At 44.2% G+C, this 24,881-nt stretch carries 24 protein-coding genes and 1 pseudogene; 10 read left to right on the forward strand and 15 right to left on the reverse strand.

What is annotated here, in order from left to right; all coding sequences use genetic code 11:
• Positions 1 to 198: 198 nt before the first annotated feature.
• Complete coding sequence (locus ED652_RS19245; RefSeq protein WP_122055836.1) at positions 199 to 987, forward strand: MBL fold metallo-hydrolase; 789 nt, start codon at positions 199 to 201, stop codon at positions 985 to 987.
• Between the two features lie 75 nt (positions 988 to 1,062).
• Here ED652_RS19245 and ED652_RS19250 read toward each other — a convergent pair whose 3' ends face one another.
• The gene (locus ED652_RS19250; RefSeq protein ID WP_004733090.1) at positions 1,063 to 1,491 is read right to left on the reverse strand and encodes a RimK/LysX family protein; all 429 of its coding nucleotides are present in this window, start codon (positions 1,489 to 1,491) and stop codon (positions 1,063 to 1,065) included.
• A 32-nt stretch (positions 1,492 to 1,523) separates the two neighbouring features.
• A complete protein-coding gene (gene rimK / locus ED652_RS19255) occupies positions 1,524 to 2,429 on the reverse strand; it encodes a 30S ribosomal protein S6--L-glutamate ligase (RefSeq protein ID WP_010428457.1) in 906 nt (301 codons plus the stop codon).
• A 603-nt stretch (positions 2,430 to 3,032) separates the two neighbouring features.
• Between rimK and ED652_RS19260 the strand changes: the two genes are divergently transcribed.
• Both ED652_RS19260 and ED652_RS19265 read left to right on the forward strand, forming a co-directional pair.
• Complete coding sequence (locus ED652_RS19260) at positions 3,033 to 4,817, forward strand: SgrR family transcriptional regulator (protein WP_122055837.1); 1,785 nt, start codon at positions 3,033 to 3,035, stop codon at positions 4,815 to 4,817.
• Between the two features lie 164 nt (positions 4,818 to 4,981).
• Positions 4,982 to 6,043: an MBL fold metallo-hydrolase gene (locus ED652_RS19265; protein WP_102578628.1), complete on the forward strand. Its 1,062-nt coding sequence runs from the start codon at positions 4,982 to 4,984 to the stop codon at positions 6,041 to 6,043.
• A gap of 132 nt (positions 6,044 to 6,175) precedes the next feature.
• Here ED652_RS19265 and ED652_RS19270 read toward each other — a convergent pair whose 3' ends face one another.
• Positions 6,176 to 6,610, reverse strand: a complete 435-nt coding sequence (locus ED652_RS19270; RefSeq protein ID WP_004729905.1) for a MarR family winged helix-turn-helix transcriptional regulator — start codon at positions 6,608 to 6,610, stop codon at positions 6,176 to 6,178.
• Between the two features lie 97 nt (positions 6,611 to 6,707).
• On the opposite strand from ED652_RS19270, the gene ED652_RS19275 reads away from it, so the two are divergent.
• From ED652_RS19275 to ED652_RS19290, 4 genes are all read left to right on the forward strand, one after another.
• Entirely contained in the window at positions 6,708 to 7,199 is a 492-nt protein-coding gene (locus ED652_RS19275; protein WP_122055838.1) for a DUF2798 domain-containing protein, read from the forward strand.
• Positions 7,200 to 7,233: 34 nt separating this feature from the next.
• Positions 7,234 to 7,539 (forward strand): DUF3861 domain-containing protein, encoded by a 306-nt coding sequence (locus ED652_RS19280; protein ID WP_122055839.1) that lies wholly within the window; start codon positions 7,234 to 7,236, stop codon positions 7,537 to 7,539.
• A 195-nt stretch (positions 7,540 to 7,734) separates the two neighbouring features.
• Positions 7,735 to 8,499: a hydratase gene (locus ED652_RS19285; RefSeq protein ID WP_122055840.1), complete on the forward strand. Its 765-nt coding sequence runs from the start codon at positions 7,735 to 7,737 to the stop codon at positions 8,497 to 8,499.
• 207 nt (positions 8,500 to 8,706) lie between these two features.
• Positions 8,707 to 10,065 carry a Na+/H+ antiporter NhaC family protein gene (locus ED652_RS19290; protein ID WP_065105310.1) on the forward strand — a complete coding sequence of 453 codons (1,359 nt, stop codon included), beginning with the start codon at positions 8,707 to 8,709 and terminating at the stop codon, positions 10,063 to 10,065.
• Between the two features lie 85 nt (positions 10,066 to 10,150).
• On the opposite strand, the gene ED652_RS19295 is transcribed toward ED652_RS19290, so the two are convergent.
• Positions 10,151 to 10,711 carry a cysteine hydrolase family protein gene (locus ED652_RS19295; protein WP_122055841.1) on the reverse strand — a complete coding sequence of 187 codons (561 nt, stop codon included), beginning with the start codon at positions 10,709 to 10,711 and terminating at the stop codon, positions 10,151 to 10,153.
• Between the two features lie 98 nt (positions 10,712 to 10,809).
• Between ED652_RS19295 and ED652_RS19300 the strand changes: the two genes are divergently transcribed.
• Positions 10,810 to 11,742 (forward strand): GlxA family transcriptional regulator, encoded by a 933-nt coding sequence (locus ED652_RS19300; protein ID WP_122055842.1) that lies wholly within the window; start codon positions 10,810 to 10,812, stop codon positions 11,740 to 11,742.
• A gap of 110 nt (positions 11,743 to 11,852) precedes the next feature.
• Entirely contained in the window at positions 11,853 to 12,920 is a 1,068-nt protein-coding gene (locus ED652_RS19305) for an AraC family transcriptional regulator (protein ID WP_122055843.1), read from the forward strand.
• A 20-nt stretch (positions 12,921 to 12,940) separates the two neighbouring features.
• Here ED652_RS19305 and ED652_RS19310 read toward each other — a convergent pair whose 3' ends face one another.
• From ED652_RS19310 to ED652_RS19325, 4 genes are all read right to left on the reverse strand, one after another.
• Positions 12,941 to 13,954, reverse strand: a complete 1,014-nt coding sequence (locus tag ED652_RS19310; protein ID WP_122055844.1) for an alpha/beta fold hydrolase — start codon at positions 13,952 to 13,954, stop codon at positions 12,941 to 12,943.
• A gap of 125 nt (positions 13,955 to 14,079) precedes the next feature.
• Positions 14,080 to 15,240 carry a multidrug effflux MFS transporter gene (locus tag ED652_RS19315; RefSeq protein WP_122055845.1) on the reverse strand — a complete coding sequence of 387 codons (1,161 nt, stop codon included), beginning with the start codon at positions 15,238 to 15,240 and terminating at the stop codon, positions 14,080 to 14,082.
• A gap of 323 nt (positions 15,241 to 15,563) precedes the next feature.
• On the reverse strand, positions 15,564 to 15,944 hold the full coding sequence (locus ED652_RS19320) for a hypothetical protein (protein ID WP_065105314.1): 381 nt from the start codon (positions 15,942 to 15,944) through the stop codon (positions 15,564 to 15,566).
• A 202-nt stretch (positions 15,945 to 16,146) separates the two neighbouring features.
• The gene (locus tag ED652_RS19325; RefSeq protein ID WP_122055846.1) at positions 16,147 to 17,859 is read right to left on the reverse strand and encodes an RluA family pseudouridine synthase; all 1,713 of its coding nucleotides are present in this window, start codon (positions 17,857 to 17,859) and stop codon (positions 16,147 to 16,149) included.
• A 315-nt stretch (positions 17,860 to 18,174) separates the two neighbouring features.
• Here ED652_RS19325 and ED652_RS19330 point away from each other — a divergent pair, with 315 nt between their 5' ends.
• The gene (locus ED652_RS19330) at positions 18,175 to 18,627 is read left to right on the forward strand and encodes an NUDIX pyrophosphatase (RefSeq protein WP_102576375.1); all 453 of its coding nucleotides are present in this window, start codon (positions 18,175 to 18,177) and stop codon (positions 18,625 to 18,627) included.
• A 17-nt stretch (positions 18,628 to 18,644) separates the two neighbouring features.
• Here ED652_RS19330 and ED652_RS19335 read toward each other — a convergent pair whose 3' ends face one another.
• From ED652_RS19335 to ED652_RS19365, 7 genes and pseudogenes are all read right to left on the reverse strand, one after another.
• Entirely contained in the window at positions 18,645 to 19,082 is a 438-nt protein-coding gene (locus ED652_RS19335; RefSeq protein ID WP_122055847.1) for a bifunctional diaminohydroxyphosphoribosylaminopyrimidine deaminase/5-amino-6-(5-phosphoribosylamino)uracil reductase RibD, read from the reverse strand.
• Between the two features lie 164 nt (positions 19,083 to 19,246).
• On the reverse strand, positions 19,247 to 19,801 hold the full coding sequence (locus ED652_RS19340) for a nucleotidyltransferase family protein (protein WP_122055848.1): 555 nt from the start codon (positions 19,799 to 19,801) through the stop codon (positions 19,247 to 19,249).
• Complete coding sequence (locus ED652_RS19345) at positions 19,801 to 20,088, reverse strand: putative quinol monooxygenase (protein WP_122055850.1); 288 nt, start codon at positions 20,086 to 20,088, stop codon at positions 19,801 to 19,803. The genes ED652_RS19340 and ED652_RS19345 overlap by 1 nt, the downstream gene beginning before the upstream one ends.
• A gap of 1,001 nt (positions 20,089 to 21,089) precedes the next feature.
• A complete protein-coding gene (locus ED652_RS19350) occupies positions 21,090 to 21,947 on the reverse strand; it encodes a hypothetical protein (RefSeq protein ID WP_099166507.1) in 858 nt (285 codons plus the stop codon).
• A complete protein-coding gene (locus ED652_RS19355; protein ID WP_122055849.1) occupies positions 21,947 to 22,801 on the reverse strand; it encodes an ABC transporter ATP-binding protein in 855 nt (284 codons plus the stop codon). The genes ED652_RS19350 and ED652_RS19355 overlap by 1 nt, the downstream gene beginning before the upstream one ends.
• Positions 22,798 to 23,169, reverse strand: coding sequence for a GntR family transcriptional regulator (locus tag ED652_RS19360; protein WP_017111621.1), 372 nt, complete (start codon positions 23,167 to 23,169; stop codon positions 22,798 to 22,800). Before ED652_RS19360 ends, ED652_RS19355 begins: the two co-directional genes overlap by 4 nt.
• A gap of 313 nt (positions 23,170 to 23,482) precedes the next feature.
• Positions 23,483 to 24,799, reverse strand: a pseudogene (locus ED652_RS19365) (EAL domain-containing protein); the annotation flags it as partial.
• Between the last annotated feature and the right edge of the window lie 82 nt (positions 24,800 to 24,881).

A 24,881-nucleotide genomic window follows, 5' to 3' on the forward strand; every position in this document is an offset into this window, starting at 1 on the left:
ACAAAAATGTGTACTAGAGATTGGATAGAGCTGATCAGTTAATTTTCCGGATTGGTATAATTGAGTGGATACCAATGGAAATCTTGATGCGAGCTATCTATTTGGTTTTAGATTGTTGTTATTGACAAAATGATCACAATTGATGGTGAGTTTGCTATGGTATAGGTCTGACCAGTTGGTTTGTCACAAGGAGTGGATTTGCAACTTCATACCATTAAAGGCTATATCCAAGACATGTATCTCGTAGAGTACCCTGACAGGTTGCTCTTGCTTGATGGTGCGTGCCGAGCGGATATTCCCCATCTTAAAGTTTTCATTGAAGATGATCTTGGCCGTGAATTTAGCGACCTACACACAGTGGTTGTGACGCACATGCATCCCGATCACGCAGGGGCAGCGCACAAACTCAGAAAGCTGACAAATTGTAATTTGGTGGCAGCAGATCGAGACAAAGACTGGTATCACGGCATCGATGGCATATTGATGCATTTGACCGATCTGGCATTGGCACGATGGATGGCAAATCGATTGGGCAAGCCCAAAGCAAACCTATGGTATTCAAGAAAATTAAAGCCGGACTACAAGTTGTCTGATGGTGATAGCATTCCTGGCTTTGATGACTGGTTAGTTCTAGAAACACCAGGTCACACTGACAGAGATCTTTCCGTCTATTGCCCATCACACAGTGTCGCCTATGTGGCGGACTTAATGGTTGAGGTCAAAAAGAAGCTGATTCCGCCTTTCCCAATTTTTCATCCCAATAAGTATCGAGAGTCGGTATCGCGTATCTATGACATGCAGCTCGACACCTTGCTGGTGGCGCATGGGGGACAAGTGAATTTGAGTGAGCAAGCGTTTGAACATCTGTTGATGAGTGCGCCAAGAAGGCCAGTGACACATTGGCGAGTGACTAAAATCAAACTCAAAGGTTTGGTTAAATCTGTTTGGCGATTTGGGTTTAAAGAGAAAAAAAATCGCCATAAATAATAAAGGCCAGTCTCAAAGACTGGCCTTTATTAATACGCGTTGTTGACTCACTATTTGAGCTGTGGAGCAGTTCAATTAGTGAGAAATTAGAAATTCACCTGCTGGGTCAACAATCACTTTGTCACTCATGCCTTGACGACCAAGCAGCATCATATAAGTCATATCTTGACGGTTGCTTAGTGTGATATCGATAGGCCATTCCTGACCGCCGATTTTTAGCATGGTTTCAATCACACAACGGTGTTCAACTTCGCCGTTCGATGATTTGATTCTTTTACTTGTTTTCAGCTTCGCCTTGCAGCGCACTGTCTCTTCTAGGTGGTAAACGTCTGGGTGAAGATCGAACTCAACGAAGTTTTCACCGTCTGTTTTTACACATAGTAGATTGTCTACGTGTAGAGAAGAGGTTTGAGCCCCTGTATCAACACGCGTATGTAGTCCAGTTATCCCTAACTCTGGTAAGCAAAGTGCTTCTGTATTCCCTATGATCATTTTATTGTTCATGTTTTTTCCAATCATGAGTAAACGGCGTTTAATCAGCCTTTGCCACGAGTACGGTTAGCGTTTGGTTTTGCATTTTTTTCGATGAATCCGAAAATCATGTCTGCTACATCTTTACCTGTTGCTTTCTCGATACCTTCTAGGCCTGGAGAAGAGTTCACTTCCATTACAACAGGGCCATTCTTAGATTGTAGAATATCGACACCACATAGGTTTAACCCCATGATTTTAGCAGCATTGATCGCTGTAGCGCGCTCTTCTTTGGTTAGTTTAACCAGTTGAGCTGTACCGCCACGGTGTAGGTTAGAGCGGAATTCACCCTCACCAGCTTGGCGTTTCATTGCTGCAATAACTTTGTTACCCACAACAAAACAACGGATGTCTGCGCCATTAGCTTCTTCAATGAACTCTTGAACCAAGATGTTCGCTTTTAGGCCCATGAATGCTTCGATAACGCTTTCAGCTGCTTTGTTTGTTTCTGCTAGAACCACGCCGATACCTTGAGTACCTTCAAGAAGCTTGATAACCAGTGGCGCACCACCTACGTTTTTGATCAAGTCTTGAATTTTGTCTGGGCGGCTAGCGAAACCTGTTTTTGGTAAGCCAATACCTTTACGAGACAACAATTGTAGTGAGCGCAGTTTGTCGCGAGAACGACTGATTGCTACTGACTCATTGATACAAAAAGTGCCCATCATTTCGAATTGGCGAACAACCGCAGTGCCGTAAAAGGTAATGGAAGCGCCAATACGTGGAATAACAGCATCGTATTGAGGTAGCTCTTCACCCATGTAGCGAATCTTCGGATTGTTACTCGCGATATCTATATCACAGTGCAGCGTGTCGATAACATCGACCTGGTGACCACGAGCTTCTCCTGCCGCTTTTAAGCGAGAAGTAGAGTATAGATTTTCGTTGCGAGAAAGAATTGCGATACGCATGGCGTTTCCTTAGTTAATACCTGATTGGTAACTGCAAATAAATTAGTTGTTAGCTGAGCTTTCAGTTTTTCTGAGGCTCCTTGCTTGCTTCGGGGCGAACCTTAAGGCTTTTCGTTTAACTAAGAAAACGAATTAAATTTGTCGAGTCGACAACAGAAATTTATCGTATGTGTGAGTGATTGGTACAGCAGGGTTTAGAGGGCGTTTTGAATGGAAAAGCGAGTTGAGACCTAACTCATATTGGGGGTAGGAGCATATTAGGTTGTACTCAACTCGCGTTAACTCGGTGCTTAAAAGTGTACTAATAACGCCAGTTACATAGCTCTATAAGTGTTCGTAGTGCTTCTCTTTCGAGCTTGCTACAGGTGCTTTTAAGCTTATTAAGATAGTATTTTCTCATGATGATTACTTCTCTTGTATTAGGCTTTGGTGGGAACTCAAAGTTCCTTGTTGACCCATTAATTATGGTCAATTAATAGGAAGTAATAAACAGATGGGTTTTTACTAAGTTGTTCCTGTTTTTGTCTTTTATCGCTACTTTTGGGCTGATGTGTTTTATAATTGGCTTAATCAGGAAGGGTTGTTTCTAAAAAGGTTCATTATTTGTCTGATCTAAACATGATGCGTTATTACACAAGGCTAGATTCGTTTGAGCCTAACCTCTCACATTCGGTTACCTTAACTGAGGTCGCAGACAAGCTGTTCACCAGCTTGCGCCATGCACGAACTTTGTTAGGCAAGATGCATCAGGCTGAATGGTTGGTGTGGGAACCAAAAGTCGGCAGGAATCAACGTTCTAATCTGACTTTACGTTTTAGCAATCAAGAATTGACGCAACATGTTGCTAGTAAACTGATAGAGCAGGGCAAATACGAAAAAGCACTCTCAATTCTAGACAATGACCGCGCTGTATTTGGTTCTCTCCTCCAAGAAACCTCTGGCGCGACGATGCGTGAAGGGCTGCTGCACGTTCAATTAACCTATAAACGTAAGTTTGAAGACTTGTTCCCGCATCATATTCACCGCAGTAGCGAACGCTTTTTGATCAGGCAAGTGTTCAGTTGCCTCGTCACTTGTAATGGCAAGGGCAAGTTGAAGCCTGAACTGGCGCACCATTGGGAATATGATGCTGAAAAATTGGTTTGGACTTTCTATTTGCGCCCAGGCCTAACCTTTCACGATGGCCAACCCGTTGACGCCAAGCAGCTCGTGTCGTTGTTTACCGCCTTACAACCGCTACCTTTCTATCAGACAGAGTTAGCCCATGTAGCTTCGGTTTACAGTGAACAGCCGTTAAGGATCAGCTTTCAATTGACCAAAGCAGACACTGGCTTCGCGGGCTTATTGGCTGGCGTTAAGTATTCGATTCAACCTGCTGCGCAAGTGACTCGTGAGCCATCGCCCTTAAATTCGGTGTCTCATGCCGTGATTGGAGCCGGCCCATTTAAAGTGGTTGAGACTAATAACGAACGTATCAAACTTGCCGCATTCGAACATTACTACGGGTGTCGTTCCCTGACGGATGAAGTGACGATTTGGCAATTCGAAGAGTCGATGACGGGCAATGCTCGCTTTGATGACAGCCAAATGCAGGTGTCACCTTATGAAGACTCGTCTTGTTTTCATCAACTCGGAAAAAGCGACGCGAAGCTGGTGTCGGCTGAAACTGATGGCCTTCGTAGCCGAGTTGAGGATGGGTGTTTGTTTATCCTATTCAATCAGAACTCTGCGGCTAGCCCACTAAATAATGAGCAGCGAAAATACCTTTCAGAACTGACCAACCCACAAGCGATTTTGTCTCAGTTGGAACGTAACAAGGGTTTGTTTAGTGTCTCTTTAGCTCAAAACATACTGCCAAGTTGGCAGGAGTTGTATCGAACGCCTGCGAAAGAGACGCAACTGCCGAAAAAGATGAGCATCGCCGTTTACAATTACTATGCGCTCTATCGATGTGCTATCTGTGTGTCAGATATACTCAAGCGATATGGCGTGGAAGTGGAGGTGAATACTTATAGCTTTCGCGAACTGGCGCAGCTCTCTCAAAGTGGCGATTTAAAAGAAGACTTGGTGTTGTGTAACCTCAATCTCGATGACAATGCTCCCTCTTCACTGTTCTCATGGTTGATGAATGATCCTGTTTTGCACTCGGCACTAGGTGAGATGAACAGTGATTGGCTCAAACAGCGCTTAGATCATCACAAAGCCTCGGTTGAATTGCCAAATTATCTAGCCGAGTTAGAGCCTATCGCATCGACATTAATCTCTGATTATTGGTTAGTGCCAATGTTCCACCACCTACAAACCGTGCGTTTCCAAGGCATTTTGAAAAACGTGGCCATCACAAACTGGGGGTGGCCAGATTTCAAAAATGTATGGTCTGCTGATTAGCCTTGCCTACCAAATAGAGTAACTCCTCTCCAAAGTCGATTTTGGCACGCTCACGTTTAGATAAAACAAAACTTACACTCATTGGTTTACTTTTTAATTTTGATATGTAAACTAGCCAGTGTAGTTTTTGCGTTGGGATAGACCCAATGATTAAAGAGATACCAATGAAAAAATATCTATTACCGATTTTAGGAGTACTTGCCGTGGTCGCTATCGTAAGCACAGGTTCACAATCAAACGACAATCTAGATAAGCTTCCGAAGAAGTTTGTTAACAGTGAGCTGGAATATAAATCGGGTATGTCTGATATTTTTTCAATCCTGAAAGCTTATGTGACAGTGGAAAGGAATGAGCCGGTGCCGCGTTCTGCATTGCCTCTGATACCGATGACAGCCGAGCAACTGATCGAAGAACAAGACGATGTCGCTTATCGCTTAGGTCACTCAAGTGTGATGATGAAGCTGGATGGCAAGTTAGTGATGACCGATCCTGTGTTCAGTGATCGTGCATCACCCGTGCAATGGATGGGGCCAAAGCGCTTTCACCCAACACCAATCTCACTGCAAGAGCTACCTGACATTGACGTGGTTGTGATCAGCCACGATCATTATGACCATTTAGACAAAGGTGCCGTAAAGGTATTAGCCGATAAAGTAGGTACATTTTTGGTGCCACTCAGAGTTGGCGCACTATTGGAAAAGTGGGGCGTGGATAAAGCAAAGATTATTGAGTTGAACTGGTGGGAATCGGCAACAGCCTCAGATATCGAGTTTACTTTGACGCCAACACAGCACTTTTCTGGTCGTGGCTTACTTGATCGTGACCAAACACTGTGGGGGAGTTGGGTTATCAAGGCTTCAGATAAGAAAGTATTCTTTAGTGGTGACTCTGGTTACTTCAATGGCTTCAAAGAGATTGGTGAGCGCTACGGGCCGTTTGATTTAACCATGGTCGAAACGGGCGCATACAATTCACTTTGGGCGGATATTCATATGTTCCCAGAGCAGAGCGTTCAGGCGCACATCGACCTGCAAGGTAAGGTGATGATGCCAATCCACAACAGTACGTTTGATCTTTCTATGCACGATTGGCAAGACCCAATGGAACAAGCTCTAGCGATAAGCAAAGAGCGAGATGTACAGATGGTGAGCCCTGTGATGGGTGAGCGTTTGGTGATTTCAGAACCAGTACCTGTTCAAGCATGGTGGAAACTAGCATCGAATTAGAGCTTGTATCCAGATAGACATAGCTAAACCGTTAAGCTGGACAAACCCAGCTTATGCACAAAACGCCACCGTCTTACGATTCGGTGGCGTTTTTGCTTTTTGACACGAGTGGCTTATTCGAAAGGGCTTCTTCTACTTAGAGCAACTTTCGAGATTCTTAGCCATTTTGTTCGCGATCTTTCGGAACTGTTCTAACTCATCGTCGGCCATGCCTTTGGTCATTCTCTGCAGCATCTCTCGATCAATATTCGATACCTTACTCATGATCTCTTGACCCTTATCGGTCAGAACCAATAACTGGCTGCGCTTGTCTTCTGGGTTCGGAGATTTCTTCACAAGTTCCTGACTGATCAAAGCGTTAATCAATCGAGTGACCTGTGCTTTATCGCGATTTAGGAAGTGTGCGATATCGATAGCCGTACATGGAGACTTCTTGGTAATGATCTTCATGACGCGAATGTTCATTGGTGCGATCTCAGAGTCCAAGCTCTCAATCTGCTCGCTCATTTGACGTTTCAAAGAGTGCACTAAGCGAAAGATAGACTCTAGCGATGTGTTATCAGACATAAACGATCCTCAGGAATGTAGTTGACAATATCAACCACTGTATTTATAGTTGACATTATCAACTTAATTGTTCGTAAATTCAAGACAGGAAATAGATATGACGATTCAAGCAACACTAACGCCAACTCTTCCTGAGCAAAAAGGCACACCCGTTTTATACAAAGTTTTGGTCATGATGAGCTTAATGCTAACCGTTGGCGGCAGCTTAACGGCTGTGATGACTTACATGAATGTGGGGTTCGGCGAGGCATTCATCGGCAACTGGTTCTCTTCGTTAGCCCTAGCTGTCGTGATTATGATGCCAATTGGCATGGTGATGATGACTTTGGTGACTAAGTTGGTCGCCAAGGTATTACCCAATTATGGCGAGAAAGCTCGCAACCTAATCGTGGGATTGATTATGGCTTTTATCATGGAGTCCATCATGGCATTGGTAACAGCCGCAAATAACATTGGATTTTCGGATACATCGGCGTTTACCAGTGGATGGTTTAATGGATTTATTGCTGCGCTTCCTATTGGCCTTACAATCATGGTCGTAATGTCGATGACGGTTAAACCTAAGCTCGAACGATTCATGAAGAGCTAGCCAACACACTTTTTAAGCATTGTAGGAGATCCACATGACAGTATTCACAGGCAAACATAACAACTACCGCATCACTATCGAAGAAGTGAACATCAAAGAAGATCGTGAACTGCAAACCATGCAGTTTGAAATTGAAGACAGAGAAAACATGTTCGCGATTGTTGAGAAGATCAAACAAGACAGCGGCTTAGACGAACAATCAGCAGCGCGACTAGGAGTGAGCATTCGTTTACTTGGCCCTATGATGATGCAAGATCGCAAGCCTCCTCTTTTTGTTGATTTCATGCCTCACTTCAGAGACTTCATGCACAACCTTAAGAAGGCCTTGAAAGGGCAGTAAAGCCTAATCATCAGTAACACATCGAAAAGCCAGTAACGAACTTACTGGTTTAAATCAACATAATTTCAGTTGTTTGCGGCTAGAATGTGCGAAAATTGATGATTGAATTCATGGTGTTGTTTCGCTATTTAATTGTCTATTCAAGCTTCAAGAAATCCGATATTATACGGGTCATAAAAATAAAGGTAATATTATATGACAAATGTATTTGGGCAAGCAGCTGAAGAACTGCTAAGTCGCCGCGTTGCGGGAACCAAAGCACCAAGATTGGACGAACAGTACCGTCCGAATAACTTGGAAGATGCGCTAAAGATCCAATCATCAATGATCAATCTCAAGAGCGACAAGGTCGGTGGTTGGAAGTGTTTGCTTCCTTTGGCTGAAGACAAGTTCATTGTTGCGCCAATCTTCTCGGGCAGCGTTCAACAAGGCGAAGTTTGTGAACTGTTTGCAGACAACGACGTAGTACGCGTTGAGCCTGAAATTGCATTTACGCTTGTTAAGAGCCTACCTGCAAACCAAGAAGGTTACAGCGAAGCGCAAATCAATGACGCTATTGGTTCTTGCCATATGGCCCTTGAGTTAATGCAATCTCGCTTTGCTGATGACAGTGGTGCCGAGTTCTACGAAAAGCTTGCTGATGGCCTAGTAAACCAAGGCCTGTTCATTGGCCCAGAGATTGACCGTGAAAAAGCGTTCACTTCTGCTGAGATCAAAATTGAAGTGACGCAAGGCGAACAAGTTCAAGCATTCGCAGGTAAGCACCCAAATACATTACCGCCAAGCCCAATCTACTGGCTGATTAACACCATGACTCGTCGTGGCGTAGATTTCCAAGCAGGTGAAGCAATCATCACGGGTTCTTACTGCGGTGTCGTAGAGATGGGATTCGATAAACCAACAACCTTCCACTACGAAGGCATTGGTGAATACCAAGTGACGTTCAAGCAAAAGTTATAAAGCTTGTTATCTACTTGATCTGTTACCCACATGATCTGTTATCCAAAGGCTGCTTACTTGGTTAGTAAGTAGCCTTTTCTATTATGTGATGTTCAATGGTGTGCTTATTACTTTGCATTAAATTGGGCGTTTAGACGTCTAGACGTTGACAAGCTCTAAGTGTGACATTAGTCTGCTCATCTTCCTGTTCTATTGCGTTGATGTTCCATGTCCAATTCAAAAAATTCTAATGCTGTAATTGCACCTTCTGCAGTTGCGCTTATCCCTCTGATCGTGTTCCTAGCGCTGTTTATTGGTGTAGGTACGTACTTGTCACTGCAAGGCGTCGATTTTGCTTTCTATCAGCTTCCAGCTCCGATTGCGGCTTTGCCTGCGGTGATGCTAGCGTTGTTGCTAAGCAAAGATAAATTGAACCGTGCTATCGAACAGTTCTTAGGTGGAGTTGGTCACAAAGACATTATCGCAATGTGTATGATCTACCTATTGGCGGGTGCTTTTGCGGCTGTGGCTAAAGCGTCTGGCGGCGTAGACGCGACGGTAAATCTTGGTCTATCGGCGATTCCGACAAGCATGATCCTGCCGGGTATCTTCCTAATTTCAGCTTTCATCGCGACCGCAATGGGTACGTCGATGGGTACCATCGCTGCGGTTGCACCTGTGGCATTAGGCATTGCAGATTCAGCTGGCATGAGCATTCCACTGACGGCTGGTGTTGTTTTAAGTGGCGCGATGTTTGGTGACAACCTTTCTATTATCTCTGATACCACGATTGCCGCGACCCGTTCGCAAGGCTGTGAGATGAGAGACAAGTTTAAAGAGAACATCCGCATTGCACTGCCTGCTGCTCTTATCGCGATCGTTATCTTTGCTTTCAACAGCACGGCAACTCAGGTTCCTGAAACAGGTCCAATCGAGTGGCTCAAAGTACTGCCGTACATCACCATCCTGATTCTTGCGGTATCGGGCATGAATGTGTTCGTTGTGCTGACGATTGGTATCTTGCTGGCGGGTGGTGTGAGCCTAGGTTCTGTTGAGAACTACGGTATGACTGATTACGCTCAAGATATCTATGCAGGCTTCGGTAATATGCAGGAGATCTTCTTATTGTCGATGCTAATTGGTGGTTTGAGTGAGCTGATGCGTCGCCAAGGCGGACTTGCGTTCCTGACTAACTTGGTAAGTGGTGTGATTCGTGCATTTGGTTCTTCACACTCTAAGCAAGCGAATGGTCGTGCGAGTGAGCTAGGCATTGCTGGCTTGGTATCTATGGTGAACCTATGTACTGCAAACAACACGGTAGCGATTATTGTGTCTGGTAGTGTGGCTCGTCAATTGGCGGAAGAGAACAATGTGTCTCCACGTCGTTCTGCAAGCTTGTTGGATATCTTCTCTTGTGTGATTCAAGGCGTGTTGCCTTACGGTGCTCAGGTATTGCTATTGGGCTCTGTGTTTAACCTATCGCCTCTAGAAATCGTGTCTAACTCTTACTACTGTTTCGCACTTGCAATCGTGGCTGTAGTAGCTGTGTTTATCAAACACCCAGCGCGTCAAACTGCAACAGCATAACGAGATCTCGTTTCTATAAGAAGGCGCCTTAATCGGCGCCTTTTTTGTGTTTGTAATGAACAGACTGAAAATTTAGGCTTACTTGTTAAAGAAGACTTTCGAGCTCACTGGCCGTTGCGACATTGCAGTAACCAAAGCTCAGTGCAGCCATGAATGCGGCATGGACATGCGCTGCTGGAACCTGAACGCCATTGAACTCCATGTCTAAGGTTGTGCAAGCGTCATGCGCTACGTGGCATTCATAGCCCAAATCGGTTGCAGCACGAGTCACAGCATCAATACACATGTGGCTCATTGCGCCAACGATGGCCAGCTTTTCAACGCCTTGCTCTTGTAGCACCTTGTTCAGTTCAGTGTCTCTAAAGCTATTGATTTGATGCTTTACGATAACAGGTTCGCCTTCTAGCGGAGTCACGCTGCTGTGGATTTGAGCACCGTCTGATTCTGGCAAGAAGAACGGAGCATCATTCGTTGGAAACTCATGACGTACATGAACCACAGGAAGTTGCTTGTCTCTGAAAGCGGATAATAACTGTGCACCTTTTTCGGCTGCTTTCTCTGTTTCAGACAGCGCCCATTTTGCACCTTCGTATGAAGGAAAATAGTCATTTTGAAAGTCGATAAGTAGCAGGGCTGTGTTCTTCATAGTCTATACCTTTGTATTTGGTGTATTTGGTGTATTGCGGTGTAGGGATATTATGAATACTCTGTAGTTTTTATCGCACGTCAAAAATGACAGACTCTATGGCAATAGTGACAAAATCAGTAATGGTCGAAATCATCGACTATCCAGGCTCTCTGCAAAGTGCCGTGTTTGGCGTGAAAGAGTTTCTGCAGATGGCAAATTCTCTTGAACCTTCGCCTGAGAAGACTAAATTCAACGTTCAGATCCAAGCGCATGACAGTGTTAGCGTGTCGAACGCCGATATCATCATACTCCCACCGAATTTAGATGGTTGTTACTATCTAGAGCCGAGTGACACCTTGCTTGAGTACCTGATTGAGTCTCACCAAAGGGGGGCGATACTTTGCTCAGCTTGTGCGGGCGTGTTCATTTTGGCAAAAACAGGTTTGTTAGAAGGGCGAACCGTGACCACGCACTGGCAAGCGCAGCAGAAGTTTACGGAGCTTTACCCACAGATCGCAGTCGATATCGACAAAATCTTGATTGATGATGCGGATGTGATGACCGCTGGTGGTTTGATGTCGTGGATGGATCTCGCTTTGTTTATCCTGACCAAATACACGACACCGACCAACACTCGTAATCTAGGTAAATATTTGGTGCTTGATACGGGGTTGAGAGAGCAACGTTACTATCAGAGCTTTGTGCCGAACTATGCTCACGGCAATGATAAGATTGTCTCGGTGCAGCGTTTTATTCAAAAGAACCATCACCTTTCGTTGTCTCTTGATCAATTGGCTAAAGAAGCGTTTATGACTCGAAGAACCTTTATTCGTCAATTTACCAAGGCGACCAGTTTTACGCCGATTAACTATATCCAACACGTACGTATTCAAAGTGCATGCGAGTTATTGGAAAGCTCTCATAAACCGGTTGAGCAGATCAGCTACCTAGTGGGTTATGAGGACGTAAATAGCTTTCGTAAGGTCTTCATGAAAATCATTGGCTTAACACCATCAAGATTTCGTTCTAGATTTCTCTCTGAGGAATGATTTACCATAGATTGATATTCAATACTTATCACTCGCATTGATTCAATGGTTTACTTACGGAATAGGTGACGTGATATTGAAATGATCTTTTCTCGAACATAAATGGAATTTTGATGCTTGCCATTCCCTTACCATTTGTTGCTGCGCTGTTGTTATTTATCACGGCTGTTTTGCTTCGATATCGTTACCCACAAACAAGCCAAAAACCGTTTTGGTTTATTATGTTGTGTGCGTTGATGATTACTGTTGTTGGGTTACGTTGGACGTTTGATATTGCACTGTTCCGTTTCTTACAACCGGTTCTAGGGGCAAGTGTACCGGTGGCTGCATGGCTCTGCTTTGCGGGAGCTCATCGAAGTAAACCTTTGTCTCTCTTGCATTGCTTAGGTCCAGTGGTTGTTCTGGTTGGCTCCTTTTCTTATTCGTATATTTGGGGTGGAACGATTGATCTATTGTTGATCTCGCTATATCTCGGCTATGGCTGCTTGTTGTTGAAATCATCGTTTAACTTCCCTGAGCACGTCAGGCTGAGTGATGTATCGAGTGTTTTGCTTGCTGAACGCGTTGCTGGTTTTGCTTTGCTGTTTTCAGCTCTCGTGGACGGTATTATCTCGTATGATATTTTGCTGCTTAACGCACAACACACCGACTTAATTCTGTCTATTGGTTACCTAGTTCTTATTCCCGCAATTGTTGGGGCTGTAGTCGTTGTGAGTACTAGCACGGCACCAATTCAGAAACAAAACCAACAGCGGAGTGAACTGACAACGGCAAACCATTATCCTGAAGCAACTGATGTATCTGCGGCATCGTGGACAAGCTTAAAAGTAGATGAAGAAATCACGCAGATCGTCGCTAAGTTTGATGCATTAATGAAGGATCATCAGGTGTTCAAAGATCCTGATTTGTCCCTGAATCGAGTGGCGAGAAAGCTAGGTATCCCAGCTAGAAAAATATCGTCTGCGGTTAATCAAACTCACCACCAGAACATTTCAAAGGTGATTAACACCTATCGAATTGAGCACGCTAAGACTCTCCTGAAGCAAAGTGATGAAGCAATAACTGACATCTTCCTTAGTTCAGGCTTTCAGACCAAGTCCAATTTCAATCGAGAGTTTTCAAGGATAACTGGGCAAACTCCGAGTGAGTATCGAAGTTCGCCACAAGTGTTAGATTGAGTGTGTTTGCTTTCCGTTTATCAGTTCAGAAAACTAACAATGTCGTTTAAGAACAATTGATGCAGCCTGTCGCGTGATGTACCAACGCCATCTTTACAGATAATGCTATCGCCTGGCACTTCTTCTTCAAGTATTGGTATTGCCCCAGGTTTGCAGCTTTGAATAAAGCTAAAATGGGTAGCGCTTTCATAGACCTTATAGCGTCTTAAATTAAGAGGCATGTGCTCAGCAATGTAGCCAGACTCTAATGCCTGAGGTAGATCCCCAATATCAATCCCAGCCCCCAATATTAAGGTTGGCACTGTAACGTCATTTAAGCTGCCGACTGAGAAGCTGCGAGCAAGCCCTAGATCAAGGCTAACTACACGTTGAATTCGAGTGTCTGAAAGATCTTTATTGCTTGGTTCTGAGGGTTGGACTTGTGATAGCCCTAATTCATCAGATAGTCCACAAGTTCGTGGGTTCGGATATACCAAACAATTGGCTTCAAAGGTTGATCTATCCAATCTCGCGCCCGCTAATTGCATTACAGTCCAGCCACCTAGAGAGTGTCCGATTGCGGTAACATTTTCAGCGTTAGCAAATTGCTTCCACGGGGTTTCGGATAACAAGTAGTCCAGAATGCGTGACATATCTTGTGGTCTCTCCCACCATTTAGCTGCTTGCTCTGGAGATTGGTCGAAAGAAGTGGTTCCCGGGTGGTCAGTGGCCGCTACGATGTAGCCACGACTCGCAAGTTCGGTCGCCAACCAATTTTGGTTTCGCCAGTTTCCTCGGTAACCGTGTGATAACAGTACTACTGGAAAAGTGCCGGATTGAATCTCTCCATCTTTGATGACTTGCGTGCCGATGAAGGCTGGGTTATCGCCAATCAAGGTTGTGTCTGAAGCATCTTGTGTGGGATACCAAATGGCAGTGTTTAGCGGGCGGTTAGGATCGTCAGTTAAGGTGACTTGAGTGAATCCGACATCGGAAGCGATGGCAGAAGAACTAAGGAAAAGTAGGGATGTGAACAGTAAATGTGCCCATTTCATGAGGTTTACTCCAATTGAGGGAATTGGAGCCAATATGCGCTAAAGCCAGTGAGGGCGAGACCTCAAACACGATCGAGGACGCCCTAAATCGTGTTTGAGTACAAACTTAGCTATTTTGGATGTGCCTAATTCAGTTTTTTAGTCACATACTCTTTGTTTCTGACCATCAGCCACATCAAGCCGCCTAGGATTCCCACCGATAATTGGATAAAGCCTAGGTTTTCAATTAGCGAATCTGGGCGGATTGAAACCAAAACCATACCAAGTGAACCACAAATCATGCTGAAGAACTGTATCAGCGCAACGGCAGAACCTGTGTCCTGATCTTGCTGGTTCAACATTAAGTTGGTGCCAGGTACTCGCATGATGATAACTATCAGCGTCGCTGGTGCTGCGATAAACATAAAGAACCAAGGTGACAAACCACCGACTGTCAGCGTAAAGATTCCGGCAATCGCCAGTAGAGCAAAACACGCTGAAATCACTTTTTGAACCGACACTCGGTAGGACAACTTCATATAAAGCGTTGGCCCAAATGAGGCACATAATGCATTGAACGCGAAAGCGTAGCTGAATTGCTGTTCGGTCAATCCGAAGTCATTGATGTAGATATAAGACCCTGCGGCAAGAAAGCCCATCAGCGCCATTGGTGTGATAGAGAAAATAACCAGCAGCTTTATGAACGAGCGATTCTTCATGACCACGGCCAGCCTTCCCCATGACCGGAAAATAGAGCCTTGGTATTTGCTTTCAAGCGTCTCTCGGTAGCAAAGCGCCAACACTGATGCGAATGCACCAAAAATAGCGAGAGTGACGAACATCATTCTCCAAGACGCTATTTTCAGTAGGAAAGCACCAAATACAGGCGCGACCATCGGTGCGATGATCACCAGAGACATGATAGTCGCCATGATCTTTTCGCGCTCTCGGCCGTCATAAAGGTCTTTCACAATGGCGGTTGCGATAACGGTGATGGCACTGCCCGCAAAGGCTTGGAATATACGAGCACCAATCAACTGCTCGATGCTATTGGTCATGGCACATAAGACGCTCGCCACCATATAGCTCACGATGCCAATGAGTAGAATCGGCTTACGCCCGAACTTTTCGCTGAGTGGTCCCCAGAACAACAGGCCAACCGCATAGGTCACGAAGTAGCTGCTCAGGGTTAGGTTGACCATCGATTGGTCGGTGTTGAACACCTCAACCATTTGCGGAAGGGCTGGCAAATACAAGTCGATGGTCAATGGAGGAAACGCACTGATGATGACGAGGAAAAATAGCATACCGGTCTTACCCAGTATTGGTTGTGGTTTCTTCAAGGTATTTCCCCGCTATCCAATAAAGGGCTTTTATTGGATATGATGTTGGTTATCAGAAGGTTTAAGATACGCTAAGCATGAAGGATGGATTCGCTCAAGAACTTGGCGGAAAATCTCTAATGGTTTGTCTTGGTACTTATTGTATTACAAAATATTATCACTCTTATAGTGAACGAGTTCAACCTGTTAGTGACTAGGTTAGATTGCAATGATGATTGATAGATTGTAATGCGGATCGATAGTTTGTAATGCATATCGAAAGGTTGTAGCAGCTATGAATTAGCTGGTTATCTTTTCTTTGGGCGCTTTTCTACCAAGCCGTTGCGTTCTAGGCCACGCCTAACACTACTGCATAGCTTACCAAAACGGCGTAATTCTTCGAAGTTAGGGCCTTGGCCGATTGAAATACTGTGTTCCCAGTACATCAATTCACTGTCGACCATCTCCAATAATTTCTTAGAGCAACCAGAGCAGTTTCCTTTCGGTCCACAGATAAACGTCTCCGACTCGTAAAGAGGGAGTTCGTTTTTAACTTCTTCAATTAGATTGAGCATTGCCGAGTTTAAGTCTGGCTTTTTGTCTGTGAGTGGTTTCAAGCTTAGTGCTTGCGAAGCGATCACGGAAGAAGTCGTTGTGTTGGGCTGTATATTCAAAGCAGCTGATGACATATCAAAGGCCTCAAGAAAAGAAGAAGAGGCGAATGCTACTCGTCACAAGAAAGTGAACCTTGATGTAGTGCAATAAGCGTGGAGAATTATCCGAAAGGGGTAGGAGAAAGAGGGAGTCAGAGCCACAAACGTTTTGTGACTCGGGTTTATCCCCTAGGCTTAACGCAAAAAATAGTCTTAACGCAGAAAATAGGCTTAACGCTTAGAACTCGGCGTCGAACTGGAACTCCATCCACTCTTTGGTGACTGGGTGGTGTAGTGCTAGCCTTTCTGCGTGTAAGTGCAGTCGGTCGGCTTTGTTGCCGTATAAGCCGTCACCCAAGATAGGCATATCTAGCCCTTCTTGGTGTGAACAGTGAACTCGTAATTGGTGTGTGCGGCCTGTTTTAGGGTGCAGATAAACCTTGGTGGTGTCTTGGTTTCGCTCAATCACTTCCCACTTAGTTTCAGCTGGCTTGCCGTGTTCGAAGCAGACAATCTGACGAGGTCGATCGTATAAGTCACCACGCAGTGGTAAGCGAACGTAACCTTCATCTTGCTCCAAAACGCCTTCAATCATCGCTACATATCGTTTTTCGACTTCACGAGTAATGAACTGCTTCTGTAGGCTTTTGTTCGCACGTCGTGTAAGAGCAAATATTAGAATGCCAGAGGTCGCCATATCCAAGCGGTGGATAACAAATGGCCCTTCAACATCGAGATGCATTTCTTGAACACGAGTGTAGGCCGAATCTTTGATGGTTTTACCCGGTACGGATAGAAAACCTGCTGGCTTGTGTACCACAACGATGTGATCGTCTTGGAACAGGATATCGAGGTCTTTACCTTCTGCTGGGTTTTCTAGCAATGGGTTGGGATCGACTTCAAGGCCTTTCATCATGTGACCTAAAATCGGTACACACTTACTTTGGCAAGAGGCGTAGTATTTCTTGTGTTTACGGATTTCCGATTTCGGTGAACGACCCCACCAAAATTCAGCCAGTGCCAATGGTGTGTAACCGTTTAAATACGCGTATTGCAGAAGCTTGGGTGCGGCACACTCGCCAGAACCTGCTGGTGGTATCTTGTTTGGCGTGTCTTCAAAGATCTGGTTGAGATCCTCAATGTTACCTTCCGCATTTTGGAAAGCGTATTGTGAAAACAGTTTGTGCTGAAGCTGATGAGAAAGGTGCGCTCTTTGCTCTTTGAGTTCAACTAATTGATTAGTGAACACATCAACTTTGATTTGTAACTCGTTTAAGATCTGTTCCCAGTTGAGCTTAAGATATTTTTGCTGATTTTTGTCGGCAACACTGGCTTTGTTTAGCTCGTTATTTAGCTGTTCGAAGGCTTGCTCATCAAGGTTTTCTTTACCTTGTTCGCGTTGTTCTTTACGTGTTTTTCGGCCTTCTATAATTAATAAACGCTGAGCTTCAATCTCTTGTTCAGCTTGTGCTTTTTGTTGTGCTAATTGTTCACACAGTTCAAGGTATTCAGCGTTTGCTTGTAGCGCTTTAAATTTCGCATTCACGGCCATCATGTCGGCTGTATCTTGATGGAAAAAGCTGTCGCTGCTCAACATGTCGAATACGGGTGGCACAAAGTGAGGCAGTAGGTTTTGGTCGGCGATTTTTCCTGAGAAGGCAGAGAAGTAACCCAATTCACCTTCAGGGCTTTTCACCAGCAACACACCAAACATTTTGCCGCGACCAGCGTCAGAATCCAGTCCGAAGTCATGCTGCCAATCGGTTTGAGTTTCTAGATATTGTTGAAGCTGATGAGAGGCGATTTCACACAGTGGGTGCGGTTCGTAGTAGAACGGGAAGGTAAAACGCTCTGGCAACGAATATGACTCGATCGGCTGTTGAAAGCGGGTGAAGCAATGCTCAGGTGTGTGGCTGTCTTCTGAGTCGTGCGTTGAGTTTGATGAGTGCATAGTCGTCTTAATACTTATATCGTGGTGATAAATGGTTGTGAGTCTACTGTGTGAGAGTCTAAAAACTGATGCGCTAAAAACAAAAGTGAAGAAACACAGTACAAGGCGGCGATTCTACTCTTTATCGAAATACGCCTCAAATAAGAATCGCTCAATGACTGGGTACAAAGGTTGTTAATTAGATATACAAACCTCAAGAGTTGCGCTTGATGTTTATAAATTGATGAGTGGCCTCTCGTTTTTAATCATAGAAGACAACTTCACAAACGAAGGGTGGTAGCCTTGCCGCCCTCTTGTTCAACCTAAGGTAACGTTATGATTCCACTCAATACTTCGATTGTATCCGGTGTCGCTATTTCAGAGATCGACGGACAAATGAAAATGTTATTAATGAAGCGTGTGAAAGGCGAATTTTGGTGCCATGTCGCAGGCTCGATTGAAGCAGGTGAAACAGGCTGGCAGGCTATCGTGCGCGAGTTTGAAGAAGAGACCCAAATTAAAGTGAAAGCTTTGTATAATGCGCAGTTTCTGGAGCAGTTTTACGAGGCTCACGTTAATGTGATTCAGCTAATCCCAGTGTTTGCGGTGCTATGCCCGCCCAACCAAACGATTGAACTGAATGACGAACATACAGAGTACCGCTGGTGCGATTTAGAGGAAGCGAAAGCACTTGCGCCGTTCCCCAACCAACATGCCGTCTACGATCATATTTGGTCGTATTTTGTCGATAAGCCAGTCAATCCGCTTTATCGAGTCAAATTGAGTTAGCGTTGGCCGTTTAAGAGCTAAGACTTACCAAGATACGGGGTTAGAAAAGCGCTCACTTGTGCTTGGCATAGCCCTACATCCACTTTCACGCCGTGCGATTCAAGTATCGCCACACCACGACCATTATTGCGAGGGTCTGGGTCTAGCATCGCCACTACTACGTGTTTTACACCTGCTTTAACCAATGTATTGGCACAAGCGGGTGTTCTGCCAACAAATGAACATGGCTCTAAAGTTACGTAAGCGGTAACGCCTTCCATTTCTCCGTCCGTTTCGCTGTCATAGCCATTCAGTGCTTCAACTTCGGCGTGGTTTCCACCGACCTTTTGCGTATATCCAACAGACACCACTTTATCGTTTCTAACCAAAACACAGCCCACTGGTGGGTTTGGTTGGCTATCGGGTAGGGCTTGGCGCGAAGCTTCAAGAGCTTGCAGCATGTATTGTTGGTTCATGGTCGTTACTCAGTATGACGAGAGAGCGCAGCAGTTCGTGAAGTGCGCGTTTGATTTGAGAAGTGGAGCATGTTCGATCTGATTGGGCTTTTAGTCAATGGTTATCATTTTGAATCCGGCCGATCGTTCACTGTAGCCGCTAATTAACTCACTGTGGCTAATCGTTAACTGTGACCAATCGTTAATTTGGGCCAATGAGTTAACCAGTTTTTAGATTGAACTCGTTGGTCAAACACGTCTTTTCTGCGATTGGGGTTCGGTGTGATCTTCAAATCAAACAAACTCTCTAAACCAAAAGCGGAAATACACTCGATTTCTCCTGTCGGGCTTTGCTTTACGGCGACTGCGGTTTCTTTCTCTGGCCAGTAACGCATCGCATCCAATGAACCTTGGTAAGGCTCATCCCCATTTCGAGTATGCATGTTGGCTTGATTGCGAACTTGCCAATTCAATTCAGGTAACCACTCTTGAAGCTGAACCTCGTATCGAATAGCCGATTCGTAAGAGCTATCAATGGGATCAAAGTAAATCACATCAATGTCATTAAGTGGAGTCGGGGAAGCATAGTTATGTAGGTAGTCCCAAACGAGATTTCGCACAAAGCCCGCAGAAACATAGCACTGCGGTAAATTCAGTTGAGCGACACAGTCTAAAACCCTCATTCGCAAGGGATCTTGTTTGATCAATGTGATGATACGGTTGGCTAGCGGGTCAATCATTATGGTGTCGGAACATCGGTGACTTGATAGTGACGTGTTGCGTTCTTCGAAATGTCACCCCACTCAGAAGTTTTTACTCGTTGTTGGTGCTCTTCAAACGCCTCACGGCTAGTGAATTCTTCATAAACTTCAAAACGATTAGGTTGAAGTGAGCTTTGACTGACTCGAAACACGATACAACCGGGTTCTGAGAGTGTGAGTTCCTTATGAATAACCAGCGCTTGTGTGACGGCTTCTAGGTCGTTGTCTGGCACAAGAATATGCCCTTGTAGAATGACTTTACTCATGATCACGTCCATTTGATTTTATCCATTACTGTCTTTTTCTATTAAAAGCTCTTCCGTTACAAACATAATCCCATTTTGAGTTTGCGTCGTATAGGCCTGTGTGAATAAAAAATGGTCAATACAAAAAGCACGCTAGTTACGCTGTAACTTCAATTGAGAGGAAGACAAGTATTACGCGAGAAAGGCCAGTTAATGGTAGGAGTAGGAAAGGCAAATTATTGGGAACTAAATCTGTGTTAGTCCGGTCTATTAAATACGTATCACTGAACTGTATTGATACTGAAATGAATTTGTCATCTGAGATAACTAATCTAAATTTCGAACAACGGCTTAATAGATTGAATTGAGCCATAGTTGATAACTAGGTCATACTTTGATGTAAATGGTACTCAAAACTCTATATATTTTGTGATTTGTATCATTGATCTGGCCGTCAAACACCGTTAGATTCGAATAGTTGGCAATAAAAATAGCTCATGAAGAGCAGTTAAAGAAAAGGAAATATCCCTTATGAAAAAAATGAGAAGAGCACAGCTTCATCGCGTTCGCATCCAATACTGGAAAGACACAGCGAAAGAAGCTTCAAAGAAATAAGCTTTAAATCGTAAAGCTTTAGAAAAGCTGAAAAGCTTAATCAAATGTAAAACGCAACAAATCGATTTCAATAGCACTCTCAAGGACCTTCATCTGGTCGGCGACTAAAGAAATCACCCTCCAAAGAGCTGGCAGGCATTAATAATAATGCAATTTAATGTCAGCTCATTAATACCTCCTAGTTTATCCTCACTCAGCACTCAGCACTCAGCACTCAGCACTCTGAAGCAAAACCAAAACCAACCACCAATCCGTACCTTTGCCTCTATCACTAAAACCGTTGTTATAATTCAAAGCACCTAACAATAAAACAGCAGCCAATAAAAAAGCTCCCGATTTCTCAGAAGCTTTGATTTAGATTTTGATATCTAATTTGGTTACCCGTTGAGGGCTCAGAATAAGTGACTCTATCGTTGGAACAGCGTCTTCAAGCTCACATCGTCCGTTCTATTTAGCTTTAGGCTCAACAGATAGCCGCCAACACCAATCAGTACATAAATACCCAAAGACAGAACTGGCGCTTCTGCAATCACGCTGAATGGATTGCTTGCTGTGAGTAGATTCATCGGCAGTGAAGCGATGAGAGAGAAGAAGTCATTGATGCCATAAAATCCAAACACGGCGACAGACAGAAACTTAATCGCATAGCTTGAGATGAAAATGACAAGCAATGGAGAGTTTACCAGTTGTGAAATCGCCAGAGTAACCGTTGCTAATGGCAGCAGAACTAACGCAATTAGCATCATTCGTCCAAAGAACACCAACCAATTGCTCAGCACATAAAACAGTGATTGCTGCTCTACTATCAATGCCAATTGCTGTTCGCTTGAAACGTTCAGTACCCAAAACAAGAAGTCAGCGAATAGAACTAATAGCGCGCAGATAGCCGGAATAACCACTAGACCGAAGCCTAGCTTCACGCCGTGAGTCATGGCATTGGATACTGGCATACTTCTCCAAAACATCGAACTGCCTTCTTGGCGCTCTTTACGCAGTGTTTTAGGGATGTAAAGCGTCGAAAGTATGAGTGAAATAAGGCCAGCACCAAAGTAGATCACTGAGTTGAGGTCTTGTGCGAACTCTCTGTGGATGTCGCTCACGTCACCATTCACTTCCATTTGGAAGAAAAAATCATGCTGCGCTGCGCCATTGAAAAACAAACTAACGAACAGCAAGAAACCACATAACGCGATAAATAGAGGTAATCGAGTGTTAATTTTGTGCTCGATCAGTTCTTTTTCTAGCATATAAAAAGTTGGGTGCATTATGCCTTCTCCGTCTGTGTTGCAAGGAATAGGTCTGCGAGACCAACGTTGTAGATGTTACCCAATGATTCAATTTGCGCTTTGTATTGGCCTTCCAATAACCATTTAGTGGTTCCTAGCCCAGGTTGTGAGGTCAGTGGATTAAGTTTCTGGATTTCGCTTGAGTGGTGGTTTGCGACATCGATAATGAAATAGTCGTTCTCGATGTCTTCCATGCTCTTTTTCAGCACACAATGGCCTTGTTTCAGAATCAACACATCCGTTAATAGGTGTTCAATCTCTGAAACTTCATGACTGGCGATGATCATCGCGCGTTCGCCGTCATGGAACCACTCTAGGAGGTGGCGATAAAAAGTATCGCGGTAGAGCAGATCTAGACCTAGCGTTGGTTCATCTAAGATCAATACTTGAGTGTCGGTCGCGATGATGATCGCAAGGTGAAGCTGTACCTTCATCCCTTTAGAAAGCTGTTTGATCGTTGAAGACAGTTTAATGTTGGTGCTACTTAACGTCTGTTCTGCTTTTTGCTTGTTGAAGCTTGGGTGAACGCCTTGTGTGTATCGAAGCAGTTGCTTTACTGTCATCCACTCAGGCAATACGTTCACATCTGAAATGTACGATAAGTGCAACATGAGTTCAGCGTGCTGGTGGATAGGGTGGTAGCCATTTACTTCAATCTCACCTTGATAGTTGTGCCCACCAAGCAGTGATTTGATCAAGGTCGATTTACCTGCACCATTGTGACCTAGCAGCCCAAGCACTTGCCCTGGCTTTAACTCAAAGCTGATGTTCTCGACACCCACTTGATTTGAATAGGTTTTGGTTACGTTTTTCACTGAAAGTAAAGTACTCATGACTTGTCCTTTATATGTTGTTCTAGCTGTTTCACGAGTTCTTCGACACTCATATCAATGATGCCTAGCGTCTCAGCGATGGCTGGGATCTGTGTGTTGATGAATGATTGATGTGCGGACTCTTTCAATTTTTGAAGTGCCCCTTCTGCGACATACATACCTTGGCCGCGTTTTTTCTCGACTAGGTCTTCATCAACCAGTAACTGATAGCTTTTCATGACAGTAAGGTGGTTGATTTTAAGATCGGCTGCAACAGCACGCACTGAGGGCAATGCTTGTTGTTCTAACCAAACACCTTGAAGAATTTGGTCACTGATCTTTGCAGCTAGCTGCCTAAAGATCGGTTGGTCGTCTTTCCATTCGGTCATAATTAAAACTGCATGGTGATATACATGTGTATAACACTATCCTTTTTATTCAGATTGGCAAGGTTTTTATTGGAAATAATTATTATCGACGGACTAGAAGTGCTTGAAGGTAGAGGTGTGATACATAGATAAGGTACTGAATTTGAGATCATTTCACTTCGGCTGAACACTTTATGATGACTTCGATAAGCTGTTGTCTGTTTGATTTTAGGGTCGGTAATATTTCCCCTGTGAGCTCTGACATAATTGTCTTTTTGAGCTTAATGTCATTCGGGATAAATGAGCTCACAGGTAGTTAATGTCTAGAGGGCGATCAAGACGTGGTGCTTTGAGGCCTGCTGTACAAGTAGCCTTGTTGCAGGTTGTAGCCGAGTTGACACAAGATGTATTGCTGTCGGCGAGTTTCGACACCTTCGTAAATCATAGTGATGTTAGATAAGCGTCCAATTTCGGATATGTTGAGCAACACTCCTTGATGATGTTCTCCTGATTCAATGTCTTTGACAAAACAGCGATCTAACTTCAGGTACGTCGGAGAAATAACGCTAATAATTTCGATATTATTGTTCCCGGTACCGAAGTCATCCAGCGCGATAGTAATCCCCAACTTTTTAATTTCTTTGATGTTATCAATCACCTCACACCCATACCCGATGTTCGAGTATTCGGTGATCTCGACAACAAATTCGTTCGCTTCCATTGCCGCTAAATGGTACTGAATTTTAGCAAAGTTAGTACCCACTAACGCACTCGGGCATACGTTGACGCCATAGATCTCATGGCTATTGTTTGATTTGGCGTTTTTAACCGTCTCAATCAGCAAAATGGTATGGAAGGTCAATAGGTTGGTACGTCTCATGGCATTGATGAAATCTAGCACGCCGACATTGCGCACTCTGGACAACAGTTCATAGTACAAGACGCTGTTGTCTTCCGTGTTGATGATAGGCTCTTCTTCGAAGGAGATGTTCTTCCAGCGAAACAGATAAACGACAAAGCCCAACAGGTAAGAACGATAAAATATTAGAGTTAACAGTAAAGTTAACCCGATCCAGAATTCGATTATATTGTGACTATAAAAAGTGATAGTCGCACCGCTTGGCAGTGAGTGTTGGTAAATTGGCTGGCTTTGCTCTCCGAGATTCAGAATGTAATAGCCATTTTTTTGTATCGAGACTGAATCTATGAACAGCGGTAATAATGAGTTTCTATAGCGAGCTTCTATTGAGTTCTTGGAAATGCGAGCGGTAAGGTAAACGCCGTTTTCAGGCAACGTAAAACGTGAGTAAGCAAAATCTAGGCTGTCGTAGAACTCATCAACTTGGTTTGGCTCTATGAACTTGGAGCGGCTCTTGGATATGTAACATGAGCCATCTGGTGTTGTCATGATGACGGAGTCAAAGTTTAGAGAGTGCCTTAGCGCGTAGACAGCGACGTCGCTGTAACAACCATCACTCATCACTTCTTCTGCGACCTGCTTAGTGTTGAGGCTGTATTCATCGGCAATCTTCGTTGTGTAAAAGATTTGGAAAAAGTAGATAACGAATAAGATAAACGAAGAAACAGTCAGCATGAGTATGAAAGAGCGTATCAGTTCTTTGTGGTAAGAGCGGTACATCAGCTTTAGCACCAGGGCGCGAGCATACTTTGATTGATTGATTGATTGATTTATAACCCAAAGAAGACTCGAGCCCGATAATCATCGTTCCAAC

The sequence above is a fragment of the Vibrio sp. Evd11 genome (assembly GCF_900382755.1).
Lineage (GTDB): Bacteria > Pseudomonadota > Gammaproteobacteria > Enterobacterales > Vibrionaceae > Vibrio > Vibrio lentus.